The organism is Roseateles sp., from assembly GCF_046300915.1.
GTDB lineage: Bacteria > Pseudomonadota > Gammaproteobacteria > Burkholderiales > Burkholderiaceae_C > Kinneretia.
Window position 1 is genome coordinate 1 of sequence record NZ_JBKCLH010000092.1, and the last position, 12028, is coordinate 12028.

The window sequence follows — 12028 nt, forward strand, 5'->3', positions numbered from 1 at the left end:
AGAAGCGGCGCAGGTCGAGGACCGGGGTCTGGCCGCGGTGGTCGGCGAGGCTGGGGCCGCTGGAGCAGCCGCTGAGCAAGGCGCCGGCGGTGGCACCGCTGCCCAGCAGCAAAAGTTGGCGTCGGGTGGTTGGGGACATGACAGTTCTCGTGGGGCAGCAGGGAATCAGGGTTCGGCGCCGGGGCTGCGTGCCCAGCGCCAGAGCAGGGCGGCGGCCAAGAGCTTGAGCGCGCAGGGCAGGGCCACATAGGCCAGTCCCAGGGCCTGCAGCGCCTCGGGCGCGCGAGCGCCGGGGGTGTAGCCCGCCAGGGCCAGCAGGGGCAGGGCCGCGCCTGCGGCCAGGCCGAGATTGAGCTTGCTGGCGGCCGTCCACCAGCCGGCGTAGGCGCCGGATAGCGCGCCATGACCGGCCCGCTGGACCAGGCCGGTCAGCAGGGCGCCGGGCAGGGCCAGATCGGCCCCCAGGGCCACGCCGCTGGCCAGGCAGACCGCCAGAAATCCGCCGCGCGCGCCTGCCGGCAAGGCCAAGGCGCCCGCAAAGGCGAGCACCGCCAGGCCCATGCCAAGCAGCCAGGCATGGCTCAGGCCCAGGCTGCCGACCAGACGCAGCCACAGCGGTACCGAGAGGGCGGCGGCCAGAAAGTAGGCAAACAGATAGAGGGGCAAGCCGGCCGTGTCCTGCAGCCGGTCCTGCACGAAGAACACCAGCAGCGTTGCCGGAACGGCGCTGGCGATGCCATTGGCCATGAAGACGGCCAGCAAGCCGCGAAAAGGCTTGTTGCCCAGCGGAGCGCGCCAGGCACCGGCCAGGGCGTCGTCCGAGCCGGCGACTCTGGCCGGCCGTGGTGCCGCTCGCAGCAGCATGGCGAGGCCCAGCGCCAGCGTCAGCAGCAAGACGCTGGTGCTCCAGGGCAGCCCCACCAAGGTCGGCAGCACGCTGGCCAGCAAGACGCCCACGAGGCCGAAGCCCTCGCGCCAGGCCACCACCCGAGCGCGCTGCGGCGCGTCACCGCCCAGGCGGGTGCCCCAGGCCTGATGCAGCACGCTCAGGGCGCTGAAGGCCAGATAGGTGAACACCAGACTCGCCACCAGCCAGGCCAGCAGGGGCGCGGGTGAGCTCGCGTAGTCGGGCCAGGGCGGGAAGAAGAGGGCAGCAAAGCCCAGGCCCAGCACCAGGCCGGCCAGCAGGGCCAGGCCGCGCACGGCGCCCAGGGAGCGGCCGAAGAGCCGGTCCACGCCCTGGCCGATCAAGGGGTCGAGCAGGGCGTCGGCCGAACGGGTGAGCAGCAGTACCAGGCCCAGCAGGGCCAGGGGCACGCCGTGGTTCTGGGCGTAGTGCTGGGGCAGGCTCACATAGAGCGGCAGGGCCAGGAAGGCCAGGGGCAGGCCCAGGGCTCCATAGGCCAGACCGGCGCGCGGGGGCAGGGCCGCGTCCGCGGCGTTCACGTGCGCAGCTCCGGGCCCAGCAGCTGGCGGCGCAGGGCCGGAGCGCTGGTGGAGGGGGCCAGCCAGATGCCGAAGAAGCGGCGTGCGAACTCGGCATCCTGCGTCTCGGCGGTGGGCCGGCCGTTGTGCAGAAAGCGCACGCGGCCCGAGGGCTCGGACAGGCCGGTGAGGCGCTCACCCGCGCTCACGTCCGGAAAGGCGCGACGCATCAGGGCCAGCCATTCGCTCGCGCGCCCTTCGTCCAGCGGACCGGCGCGGCGCATCTCGTCGACGGATCGTTCCGCGATCGACTCGCCTTTGAGTGTGCGCGCATAGCGCAGCTCCAGGGCCAGCGGCTGGCGCAGATAGTCCGGATCCAGAGGCCCAGGCGGCGCCCAGAGCCGCGCCTCATACACCGAGAGGCCGAAGAAGCGAAACTCGCCCGCCCCCACCAGGCGCACGTCGGGCAGCGCCTCGCGTACTTCAGGCGGCGGCGCAGGCCGCATCTGGGCCTGAGCGCGGACGGCCAGCGGCAGAGCCGGCATGCCGGCGGCCAGCAGCAGGAGGGCGCGGCGCTTCATGATCATCTGTCCTCGTCTGCGGCAGCCTCAGGCCGCTTCCTGGGGGCGGCGCAGCGTGAACTGCACCACATCGGTATCACCCTGGGCGAAGCCGGCCTCGCAATAAGCCAGATAGAAGCGCCAGGTGCGCATGAAGCGGCGATCGAAGCCCTGCTCGCGCAGCACGGCCTCGCGCTCGTTGAATCGCACATGCCAGCGCCTGAGGGTCTCGGCATAGTCGCGGCCGAAGGCCAGCTGGCGCTCCAGCACCAGCCCGTGACGCTGCGCCAGTTCCTCGAAGGCCGAGATGCTGGGCAGCAGCCCGCCGGGGAAGATGTACTGCTGGATGAAGTCGGTCGAGCGTACATAGCGCTCGAACAATGCATCGCGGATCGTGATGGTCTGGATGCAGGCGCGCCCGCCGGGCTTGAGGCAATGCCGCAGAGTGCGGAAGTAGCTGTCCCAGTACTCGCGACCCACGGCTTCGAACATCTCGATGGAGACGATGGCGTCATACTGACCGGCAGGCTGGGATTCGCTCAGCTCACGGTAGTCCTGCAGGCGCAGATCGATCTGAGTTTCAAGACCCGCTTGGGCCACTCGCTCGCGGCCCCAGGCCAGCTGCTCGTGCGAGAGGGTGATGCCGGTGACCTGGGCGCCCCGACCCTGTGCCGCCGCCATGGCCAAACTGCCCCAGCCACAGCCCAGCTCCAGCACGCGGCTGCCAGCCTGCACGCCCGCCTCGTCCAGCGCGCGGCGGATCTTGGCCTGCTGGGCCTGCTGCAAGTCACCCTCGGGCCGGCCTTCGAACCAGGCGCTGGAGTAGCTCATGCTGGGGTCCAGCCACTCGGCGTAAAAGGCATTGCCCAGGTCGTAATGGGCGTGGATGTTGCGGGCGCTGCCGCTGCGCGTGTTGCGGTTGAGGGCATGGCGCAACAGGTAGACCAGGCGCCCCCACCAGGCGCCGTAGACCACACGCTCCAGGGCCTCGCGCTCGGCCAGCAGCAGCTTGAGCAGGGCGGCCAGATCGGGGCTGTCCCACAGGCCCTGGATATAGGCCTCGGCAAATCCGATGTCGCCGCTCTTCAGTGCCAGGGAGAAGACCCGCCAGTCGTGCAGATGCAGGCTGGCATGCAGAGGCCCTTGTCCCAAGCTGAGCTGCTGGCCGTCGGGCAGCTTCAGGTCGAGCTGCCCGTGACTCATGCGCGCGAGCAGGCTCAGCACGCGCCGGGCGGTGCCTGGCAGCGCCGAGGGGAGGGAGAGGGTGCTGGCAGTGGTGGTGTTCATCGGCTCAGGAAGTTTTCTGGGGCCGCGGGGCGGCGATGAAAGGGCACACGCTTGAGCCACAGGCGCAGCGCGTGCCAGTGAATGCGCAGCACAACACCCAGGGTGAGCAGGGGCATGCCGAAGAAGGCCCGCAGCACGCTGCTGGCCTTCAAGGCTTGCAGGGTGCCGCCCAGGCTGGTTTGCAGCAGTGCGCCTTGGGCATCGTCGTGGTCGACACGGACCAGGGCGTGGCGCGGTGATCCCGCATCGTCACGCCTGAGATGAAAGCGGAAGCGGTAGCGCCCTTCAAGGGCACAGAAGGGCGAGACATGCAGCAGCTTGGCTGCGCTCAGCTCAGCGCCCAGGCGCAGCTCCGGGCCGCTGAGGAGGTAGCAGTGACGGTCGCCGAAGGTGTTGTTCACCTCGGCCAGCAGGGCGGCGGGCGAGCCGTCGGCCCGCATCGCCCACCAGAAGCTGACCGGCTTGAAGGTGTGGCCCAGAATGCGCGGATAGGTCTGCAGCCAGATCTCGCCATCGGCATCGTGGATGTTCTCGCGGGCGAGCAGCTGCTCGAACCAGGCCAGCGCATCGGATCCGCCCTCGCCATGATCATGGTCGTGAAAGCTGAGCAGGCCCCAGCGATTGCGCCGCAGCCAGGGCTCGGGTTCTCGCCGCAGGCTGCGAAGCGGCAGCATGAGGAAGTAGCTGTCATGCCGAAACTCGTGCCCCGCGGGGCGCAGCCGCTTGTGCCAGACCTGGCCGAAACCCAGCAGGGCGCGCTCGGACCGCCCCGCGGAGTCGGGCGCTGAGTTGGCCGGTGCCATCGCGGTCGGCGTGCTCGGATTCATGCCGCCAGTTCCTCGGCCCTGAGGCTTTTCAGCAGGGACTGGGCCGCATCCTGGCCCGAGGCCAAGCCGTCCTCGTGGAAGCCATAGCCGGCCCAGGCGCCGCAGAACCAGGTATGGCGCTTGCCCTGGATGTGGGGCAGCTGCCCCTGGGCCTGGATCGCCGCCAGATCGAAGATCGGGTGGGCGTACTCGAACTCGCGCAGCACCTTGGCACCATCGGGCTCGCGCAGGGGGTTGAGCGAGACGATGACGGGCTGGCTCCAGGGCAGCACCTGCAGGCGGTTGAGCAGGTAGTGCAGGCAGACCGAGCCGTCCTCACGCGGGCCATGGCCACCGCTGCCGGGCGGTAGCGAGGACTCGTAGTTCCAGGCCGCCCAAGCCAGACGCCGGCGCGGCAGCAACTCGACATCGGTATGCAGCACGGCGCGGTTGGGCTGGTAGCGGATGGCGCCCAGCAGGCGACGCTCCTCGGCCGTGGCATCGTCGCCCAGCAGACGCAGAGCCTGGTCGCTGTGGCAGGCCATCACGACCCGGGAGAAATGCTCCACGCCGCGACCGGTGAGCACGGTGGCGCCGGCCGCGTCGCGGCGCACGCCATGCACGGCCTGACCCAGTCGAACATCGCCCAGTCCGGCCACGATGCGCCGCACATATTCGCGCGAGCCGCCACGCAGACTGCGCCACTGTGGGCGATCGTTGATGCTCAGCAGGCCGTGGTTGTGGCAGAAGCGGATGAGCGTGGCGATGGGGAACTCCAGCATCTGGCCCGTGGGGCAGGACCAGATGCAGGCGACCATGGGCAGCAGATAGCCCTCGCGAAAGCGCGTGCCGAATCCATTGCGGTCCAGAAAGTGCTCCACGGACTCGGACAAGGCAGCCTCTTCACCGCGCTGGGCCAGCTCGGTGCACAGCCGGTTGAAGCGCAGAATCTCGCTGAGCATGCGCCAGAAGCCGGGGCGCAGCAGATTGCTGCGCTGGGCGAATACGCTGTTGAGATCGCTGCCGCACCACTCCAGGCCCGGGGCCTGGACGGAGAAGGACATGTCGGCATCGGTGGACTCCACGCCCAGCTCCTTGAAGAGCTGGATCAGGCGCGGGTAGGTGCGGTCATTGAAGACCAGAAAGCCCGTGTCCACGCCGTGGGAGATGCCCTCGAGCTCAATGTCGACGGTATGGGCGTGGCCGCCTGGGCGCCCCTCGGCCTCGAACAGGCTGACCGAGCCGGGGCCCAGGGCCTGGCTCAGGCTGCGGGCGGCGGCTAGGCCGGTGATGCCCGAGCCGATGACGGCAATGCGTTCCACGTGCTGACTCCTAATGAACTGCTTTGTTTATGCAAATACTAGTCAGTTCACAATTGATCAGTCAAGTACAAAGTTTGAACTTTGACGTCTGGATTGCTAGAATCTGGTGCATGACTCGCCTCTCCTTTAAAGAACAGGTCCATCGCGTCCGCGAGGACGCCATCGTCGGCGCCGTGAATCGTCTGCTGGCCTCCAAGGGCTATGAGCTGATGACGGTGGATGAAGTGGCGGCCGAGGCCGGCCTGTCCAAGGCCAGTCTATACAAGCACTTCACGTCCAAGGAGGAGCTGGCGGCGGCGGCCATGGTTCGTGCTCTGGATCGGGCCCTGCATCAGGTGCAGGAGCAGGCGCGGCGTGTGCCTGAGCCGGGCCCCTTGGCCCAGCTGCAGGACTTGGTGCGCTGGACCTTGCGTACCCAGCTCGAGGGGGAAATGCCCAGCCTGCCGGCCCAGAACTCTCGGCTGGTGACTGCGCTCAAGGAGCACAAGGACTATATGAACCGGCTTCTGGAGCTCAGCGACCGGATGGGGGAGTGGATCCTGGCGGCTCAGGCCAGCGCGGAGATCGATCCCGAACTACCGCCGGAGTTGGCGCTGTATACGCTCTTTGCTCGGGCCTGCGATCCCGTGGTCGGAATGCTCAAGGCCGGCGGCCAGTACAGCGACGAGCAAATCGTGGAGTGGGTGACGGCCACGACGTTCCGCGGTCTGGCGGGGGCGCCGGCGCCTGCAAAGCGAAAGACCCGCTGAGGGCGGGTCTCGAAGGGGCGCGCGCCTGCTGGCGCGATTTGCCAGACAGGCTCAGGCGGCGCTGCGCTCCAGCATGATGCTGTCCTCCAACGGGGTGATGTTCTGCGCCAGCTGACCCTTGGGGCCCTGGACCAAATCAAAACTCACGCGGCCGCCTTGGCGAAGCGTGCGAAAACCCTCCATCTGGATGGCTGAGAAATGTGCGAACACGTCTTCCCCGCCCATTTCTGGTTCAATAAAGCCGAAGCCCTTGGCATCGTTGAACCATTTCACTGTACCCACAGCCATAGCCGTCTCCGTCCCGGTGTTTTTTACTCCGGCGTGGATTCTCAAATCCGGCTGTCGGCACTGTCAATTCAGGGGCTCCCCGGAGAGTAGTAGTACGGGGGTGCGGCGACTCGGGCCTTCTGGCGCTCTTGCAGTCCCGCCCCGGCACCCCATCTATAGAATCGAAACATGCCTGATTTCCCCGAACAGCCGCCGTCCAAGCCCCCCGAGACTCCGCCCGCCCAGCCGGCGCGCGAGGGTGGGGACGGCACGACCGTTCTGGAGCGGGTGCCGCAGAAGACGGAACCCCCTCGCCTGTACCAGGTGCTGATGCTGAACGACGATTTCACCCCGATGGAATTCGTCGTGATGGTGCTCCAAGAATATTTTCGACATGACCTGGATACAGCCACCCAAATCATGCTGAAAATCCATCACGAGGGTCGAGGCGTCTGCGGTGTCTTCACCAAGGATGTAGCGGCCACCAAGGTCGAACTGGTGTTGGCGGTCGCGCGGCGAGCCGGGCACCCCCTGCAGTGCATTATGGAGGCCGCATGATTGCGCAAGAGCTTGAAGTCAGCCTGCACATGGCGTTTGTCGAGGCGCGCCAGCAGCGCCACGAGTTCATCACCGTGGAGCACCTGCTGATGGCGCTGCTGGACAACCCGTCGGCGGCCGAGGTGTTGCGGGCCTGCTCCGCCAATATCGACGATCTGCGCAAGAGCCTGGCGCAGTTCATCAAGGAAAACACGCCCACGGTGGGCGGCACCGAAGAGGTGGATACCCAGCCCACGCTGGGTTTCCAGCGCGTGATCCAGCGCGCCATCATGCATGTGCAATCCACCGGCTCGGGGAAGAAGGAAGTGACCGGCGCCAATGTGCTGGTGGCCATCTTCGGCGAGAAGGACTCGCACGCCGTCTACTACCTGCACCAGCAGGGCGTGACGCGCCTGGACGTGGTGAACTACATCGCCCACGGCATCAAGAAGAGTGAGCCGCCCGAACCCCAGGGTTCCGGCAAGAGCCAGGAAGGCAATGGTGGCAATGAGGCCGAGCGCGAAGAGGGCGAGGGCCAGGGCGGCGGCAAGGGCTCGCCCCTGGAGCAGTTCACCCAGAACCTCAACCAGCAGGCCAAGGACGGCAAGATCGATCCCCTGATCGGCCGCGAGGGCGAGGTGGAGCGCGTGGTGCAGGTGCTGTGCCGCCGCCGCAAGAACAATCCGCTGCTGGTGGGCGAGGCCGGCGTGGGCAAGACCGCCATCGCCGAGGGCCTGGCCTGGCGCATCACCGAGGGCCAGGTGCCCGATGTGCTGGCCGACAGCGTGGTCTATTCGCTGGACATGGGCGCGCTGCTGGCGGGCACCAAGTACCGCGGCGACTTCGAGCAGCGCCTCAAGGCCGTGCTCAAGCAGCTCAAGGAGCAGCCGCATGCGATTCTCTTCATCGACGAGATTCACACCCTGATCGGGGCCGGCGCGGCCTCGGGCGGCACGCTGGATGCAAGCAATCTGCTCAAGCCGGCGCTGTCCTCCGGCGCGATGAAGTGCATCGGCGCCACCACCTTCAGCGAGTACCGCGGCATCTTCGAGAAGGATGCGGCCCTGTCCCGTCGCTTCCAGAAGGTGGATGTGGTGGAGCCCTCGGTGGAGCAGACGGTGGAGATCCTCAAGGGTCTGAAGTCGCGCTTCGAGGAGCACCACAGCGTCAAGTACGCCCTGGGCGCCCTGCAGGCCGCGGCCGAACTCTCCGCCAAGTACATCAATGACCGCCACCTGCCAGACAAGGCCATCGACGTGATCGACGAGGCCGGTGCCGCGCAGCGCATCCTGCCCAAGAGCAAGCAGAAGAAGACCATCACGCGCAACGAGGTCGAGGACATCGTGGCCAAGATCGCGCGCATCCCGCCGGCCAGCGTCTCCAGCGACGACCGCGGCAAGCTCAAGAGCCTGGACCGCGATCTCAAGAGCGTGGTGTTCGGCCAGGATCCGGCCATCGACGCCCTGGCTGCTGCCATCAAGATGGCGCGCTCCGGCCTGGGCAAGCCGGACAAGCCCATCGGCAGCTTCCTCTTCAGCGGCCCGACCGGTGTGGGCAAGACCGAGGTGGCCAAGCAGCTGGCTTATATCCTGGGCATCGAGCTGATCCGCTTCGACATGTCGGAGTACATGGAGCGCCATGCCGTGAGCCGCCTGATCGGCGCGCCCCCGGGTTATGTGGGGTTTGACCAGGGCGGCCTGCTGACCGAGGCCGTGACCAAGAAGCCGCATTCGGTGCTGCTGCTCGACGAGATCGAGAAGGCGCATCCGGATGTCTTCAATGTGCTGCTGCAGGTCATGGACCATGGCGCGCTGACCGATAACAACGGGCGCAAGGCCGACTTCCGCAATGTGATCATCATCATGACCACGAACGCGGGCGCCGAGACCATGAACAAGAGCACCATCGGCTTCACCAACAAGCGCGAGCAGGGTGATGAGATGGGCGATATCAAGCGCCTGTTCACGCCCGAGTTCCGCAACCGCCTGGATGCCATCGTGTCCTTCCGCGCGTTGGACGAGGAGATCATCCTGCGCGTGGTCGACAAGTTCCTGCTGCAGCTGGAAAGCCAGCTGGCGGAGAAGAAGGTGGAGGTCTCTTTCACCGACGCGCTGCGCAAGCATTTGGCCAAGAAGGGCTTCGATCCGCTGATGGGCGCGCGCCCCATGCAGCGCCTGATCCAGGACACCATCCGTCGCGCCCTGGCTGACGAGCTGCTCTTCGGTCGACTGGTCGATGGCGGCCGCCTGACGGTGGACGTGGACGAGGCCGGCGAGGTGCTGCTGGACATCCAGCCCGCCCCGGGCAAGAAGGACAACAAGCCCAAGGCGGAGCCGGCGACGGCAGGCTGATCGCCTTACCGGGCGCGAGCCGACAAAAAGAAGAGGCCCCGCGGGGCCTCTTTGTTTTGGGCTTCAGTCCTGCGCCGGGTCCTGCCGGAAGAACTCGGCCAGCAGCGTGTAGAGCGGGGGCTGTTCCAGGCGCAGCTCGGCCGGCGCTACGAAGAAGGCCTCCACCGCCACGGCGAAAAACTCCTCCAGGGCCTCGGCACCGTAGGGGTCGATCAGGGTGGTGTAGCCCGCGTCCACCTGCTCGCAGAACCAGGCCCATTCGTCCTCCAGCACTGCCAGCCAGCGCTCGCGGGCAGCGAGGCCGGGCAGCAGGGGCACGCCATCGGCCGCGCCGTCGGCCATGTCCAGCACATGGGCAAACTCGTGGATCACCACGTTGTAGATGCTGTCCAGTCCCTGCGTGGGATCAACGCCCGCCTGCATGGGGCCCCAGGCCAGCATCAGGGGGCCGCCCTCCATGGCCTCGCCGGCGAGCTGCTCCTCGTAGCGGTGCACCACGCCGTCCTCATCCATCACCTCGCGCTGGGCCAGTACCTCGTCGGCATGCATCACGATGCCCACAAAGCCGGCGTAGGCGGCCAGGCCCAGGCGCAGCACCGGCAGGCAGGCTTGGGCGGCCACGGCCAGGGCCACTTCATCGGTGACCTCGAAGCCACCCACGCCATGAAACTCCTTCTCGGCCAGGAAGAGCGAGCACAGTCGGCGCAGCTCGGCCAGATCGGCGGCGCTGCGCCGGGCAATGAAGGGGTAGCGCGCCAGTGTCAGCTGCCACAGCGTCTCGGGGATGGCGCGATCGCGCAGTGCCCGGGCTTCGCGGTGGCGCTGCCAAGCCTCCAGGAGTCTGCCCAGCATCAGCTATTGCCGCCTTGGCCGGCCAGCGCGATACGCCGCAGGCCTGCGGCGTCCAGCCGGATCACATCGGCGCGAGCGGGTGCGTGGTCCAGCTCCCAGTCGGACAGCACCCAGCGCTGCAGCGCATTGCCCAGCTCATGCACCGCCGGCCGGTGGGTATGGCCGTGCAGCAAGACCTGGCACCGGTCGCGCTGCAGCGCCTCGCGGGCGGCATCCGGGTCTACATCGGCCCAGTCTTCCCGCGCCATGTCGCGCTGGGCAGCCCGGCTGGCATCGCGCAGGCCGCGCGCGATGGCGCGGCGCTCCGCCAGGGGCTTGGCCAGAAAGTCCTGCTGCCAGGCGGCGCCGCGCACCTGGGTGCGAAAGCGCTGGTAGCCGGTGTCGGCCAGGCACAGGGCGTCGCCATGGCTGAGCAGCAGGCGGTGGCCGAAGGCCTCCAGCACGCAGGGGTCGGGCAGCAGGGTCAGGCCGGCGTCCCGCGCCATGGCGGGGCCCAGCAGGAAGTCGCGGTTGCCGGCCATGAAGAACAGCGGCTTCCCGACCGACTTCAGCAGGGCCAGGCACTCGGCCTCGAAGGCATCGAAGCGGGCATCGTCACCGATCCAGACTTCGAAGATGTCGCCCAGCAGGAAGAAGGCGTCTGCTGGGCTCTGGCGCAGGTGCCGGCGCAGCGCGTCCAGCGTCGCCGGCAGCTCCGGCGCCAGATGGAGGTCGGAGAGGAAGTCAATGGCGCGCCAGGACGGCGGCGCCTTCAGTTCCTCAGACTTCAACCGCCTTCTCGATCACGACGTCGTCCAGCGGCACGTCGTCATGGAAGCCCTTGCGGCCGGTCTTGACCTTCTCGATCGCGTCCACCACCTCGGTGCCGGCGACCACCTTGCCGAACACGGCATAGCCCCAGCCCGAGGGGCTTTCGCTCTTGAAGTTCAGGAAGCCGTTGTCCACGGTGTTGATGAAGAACTGGGCCGAGGCGGAGTGGGGCGCATTGGTGCGCGCCATGGCCAGGGTGTACTTGTCGTTCTTCAGGCCGTTGTTGGCCTCGTTCTGGATGGGGGCGTCGGTGGGCTTCTGGTTCATGCCCACTTCGAAACCGCCGCCCTGGACCATGAAGCCCTTGATCACGCGATGGAACACCGTGCCGTCGTAGTGGCCCTTGCGCACATAGGCGAGGAAGTTCTCCACGGTCACGGGGGCCTTCGCCGCATCGAGTTCGACACGGATCAAGCCATGGTTGGTATGCAGTTCAACAGTCTTGGTCGTCATTTCTTGGGCTCCACAATGGCCTTGTTGATGGTCACGGGTTCCAGCGGGATGTTCTGATGCATCCCGGCGTTGCCCGTGGGCTTGTTACGGATCTTGTCGACCACCTCCATGCCCTCGACCACGCGGCCGAAGACCGCGTAGCCACGGCCATCGCGCGCATTGGCGGCGTCGAGGAAGGGGTTGTCGACGGTGTTGATGAAGAACTGGGCGGTGGCCGAGTTCGGGTCGCCGGTGCGCGCCATGGCGATGCTGCCGCGCACATTGTTCAGGCCGTTGCCCGCCTCCAGCGGGATGGGCGCGCGGGTGGGCTTCTGCTCCATCTTGGGCGTGAAACCGCCGCCCTGAATCATGAAGTTCTCGATCACGCGGTGGAAGATGGTGCCGTTGTAGTGGCCGGCCTTCACGTACTTGATGAAGTTGTCCACGCTCTTGGGCGCCTTTTCGGCATCCAGCTCGATGCGGATATCGCCCTCGCTGGTGCTGAGCTTCACGGTCTGGGCCAGGGCGGGAGCCGCTGCCAGGGACAGGACGAGGGCGAGACTGGTCAGGTTTCTCATGGGCGCTTGAACGGATACGGGGCGGGATGAGTGGCCGGCGGCGCCGTGGGCG

13 protein-coding genes are annotated in these 12028 nt (G+C 67.4%); 3 read left to right on the forward strand and 10 right to left on the reverse strand.

The genetic code is table 11. The annotated features are described in order from the left end of the window. Positions 1–165 precede the first annotated feature (165 nt). From ACK5F2_RS06985 to ACK5F2_RS07005, 5 genes are read right to left on the reverse strand one after another with little or no spacing between them, the layout of a single operon-like run. Positions 166–1446 (reverse strand): MFS transporter, encoded by a 1281-nt coding sequence (locus ACK5F2_RS06985; RefSeq protein ID WP_409863746.1) that lies wholly within the window; start codon positions 1444–1446, stop codon positions 166–168. After that, positions 1443–2006 carry a chalcone isomerase family protein gene (locus ACK5F2_RS06990; RefSeq protein ID WP_409863747.1) on the reverse strand — a complete coding sequence of 188 codons (564 nt, stop codon included), beginning with the start codon at positions 2004–2006 and terminating at the stop codon, positions 1443–1445. The genes ACK5F2_RS06985 and ACK5F2_RS06990 overlap by 4 nt, the downstream gene beginning before the upstream one ends. Before the next feature lie 27 nt (positions 2007–2033). Next, positions 2034–3272 (reverse strand): class I SAM-dependent methyltransferase, encoded by a 1239-nt coding sequence (locus tag ACK5F2_RS06995; RefSeq protein WP_409863748.1) that lies wholly within the window; start codon positions 3270–3272, stop codon positions 2034–2036. Further along, on the reverse strand, positions 3269–4075 hold the full coding sequence (locus ACK5F2_RS07000) for a DUF1365 domain-containing protein (protein ID WP_409863760.1): 807 nt from the start codon (positions 4073–4075) through the stop codon (positions 3269–3271). Before ACK5F2_RS07000 ends, ACK5F2_RS06995 begins: the two co-directional genes overlap by 4 nt. A gap of 20 nt (positions 4076–4095) precedes the next feature. After that, entirely contained in the window at positions 4096–5400 is a 1305-nt protein-coding gene (locus tag ACK5F2_RS07005; RefSeq protein ID WP_409863749.1) for an NAD(P)/FAD-dependent oxidoreductase, read from the reverse strand. 110 nt (positions 5401–5510) lie between these two features. Here ACK5F2_RS07005 and ACK5F2_RS07010 point away from each other — a divergent pair, with 110 nt between their 5' ends. After that, complete coding sequence (locus ACK5F2_RS07010; RefSeq protein WP_409863750.1) at positions 5511–6149, forward strand: TetR/AcrR family transcriptional regulator; 639 nt, start codon at positions 5511–5513, stop codon at positions 6147–6149. A 51-nt stretch (positions 6150–6200) separates the two neighbouring features. Here the strand turns inward: ACK5F2_RS07010 and ACK5F2_RS07015 are convergent, their stop codons facing one another. Continuing rightward, positions 6201–6437, reverse strand: coding sequence for a cold shock domain-containing protein (locus ACK5F2_RS07015; protein WP_409863761.1), 237 nt, complete (start codon positions 6435–6437; stop codon positions 6201–6203). A gap of 168 nt (positions 6438–6605) precedes the next feature. Between ACK5F2_RS07015 and clpS the strand changes: the two genes are divergently transcribed. Together clpS and clpA are read left to right on the forward strand one after the other, a co-directional pair. Next, positions 6606–6974, forward strand: coding sequence for an ATP-dependent Clp protease adapter ClpS (gene clpS / locus ACK5F2_RS07020; protein ID WP_409863751.1), 369 nt, complete (start codon positions 6606–6608; stop codon positions 6972–6974). After that, the gene (clpA, locus tag ACK5F2_RS07025) at positions 6971–9304 is read left to right on the forward strand and encodes an ATP-dependent Clp protease ATP-binding subunit ClpA (RefSeq protein ID WP_409863752.1); all 2334 of its coding nucleotides are present in this window, start codon (positions 6971–6973) and stop codon (positions 9302–9304) included. The genes clpS and clpA overlap by 4 nt, the downstream gene beginning before the upstream one ends. A gap of 63 nt (positions 9305–9367) precedes the next feature. Here the strand turns inward: clpA and ACK5F2_RS07030 are convergent, their stop codons facing one another. From ACK5F2_RS07030 to ACK5F2_RS07045, 4 genes are read right to left on the reverse strand one after another with little or no spacing between them, the layout of a single operon-like run. Beyond that, positions 9368–10156, reverse strand: coding sequence for a zinc-dependent peptidase (locus ACK5F2_RS07030; protein ID WP_409863754.1), 789 nt, complete (start codon positions 10154–10156; stop codon positions 9368–9370). Beyond that, entirely contained in the window at positions 10156–10926 is a 771-nt protein-coding gene (locus ACK5F2_RS07035; RefSeq protein WP_409863756.1) for a UDP-2,3-diacylglucosamine diphosphatase, read from the reverse strand. Before ACK5F2_RS07035 ends, ACK5F2_RS07030 begins: the two co-directional genes overlap by 1 nt. Next, a complete protein-coding gene (locus ACK5F2_RS07040) occupies positions 10916–11419 on the reverse strand; it encodes a peptidylprolyl isomerase (protein ID WP_409863757.1) in 504 nt (167 codons plus the stop codon). The genes ACK5F2_RS07035 and ACK5F2_RS07040 overlap by 11 nt, the downstream gene beginning before the upstream one ends. After that, positions 11416–11976, reverse strand: coding sequence for a peptidylprolyl isomerase (locus ACK5F2_RS07045; protein ID WP_409863759.1), 561 nt, complete (start codon positions 11974–11976; stop codon positions 11416–11418). Before ACK5F2_RS07045 ends, ACK5F2_RS07040 begins: the two co-directional genes overlap by 4 nt. Positions 11977–12028: the final 52 nt, after the last annotated feature.

Coding starts and splice junctions, on each gene's coding strand:
- ACK5F2_RS07000 (WP_409863760.1), bottom strand. CDS start 4,075: ATGGCACCGGCCAACTCAGCGCCCGACTCCGCGGGGCGGTCCGAGCGC.
- clpA (WP_409863752.1), top strand. CDS start 6,971: ATGATTGCGCAAGAGCTTGAAGTCAGCCTGCACATGGCGTTTGTCGAG.
- ACK5F2_RS07010 (WP_409863750.1), top strand. CDS start 5,511: ATGACTCGCCTCTCCTTTAAAGAACAGGTCCATCGCGTCCGCGAGGAC.
- ACK5F2_RS07040 (WP_409863757.1), bottom strand. CDS start 11,419: ATGACGACCAAGACTGTTGAACTGCATACCAACCATGGCTTGATCCGT.
- ACK5F2_RS07030 (WP_409863754.1), bottom strand. CDS start 10,156: ATGCTGGGCAGACTCCTGGAGGCTTGGCAGCGCCACCGCGAAGCCCGG.
- clpS (WP_409863751.1), top strand. CDS start 6,606: ATGCCTGATTTCCCCGAACAGCCGCCGTCCAAGCCCCCCGAGACTCCG.
- ACK5F2_RS07015 (WP_409863761.1), bottom strand. CDS start 6,437: ATGGCTGTGGGTACAGTGAAATGGTTCAACGATGCCAAGGGCTTCGGC.
- ACK5F2_RS06990 (WP_409863747.1), bottom strand. CDS start 2,006: ATGAAGCGCCGCGCCCTCCTGCTGCTGGCCGCCGGCATGCCGGCTCTG.
- ACK5F2_RS07045 (WP_409863759.1), bottom strand. CDS start 11,976: ATGAGAAACCTGACCAGTCTCGCCCTCGTCCTGTCCCTGGCAGCGGCT.
- ACK5F2_RS06995 (WP_409863748.1), bottom strand. CDS start 3,272: ATGAACACCACCACTGCCAGCACCCTCTCCCTCCCCTCGGCGCTGCCA.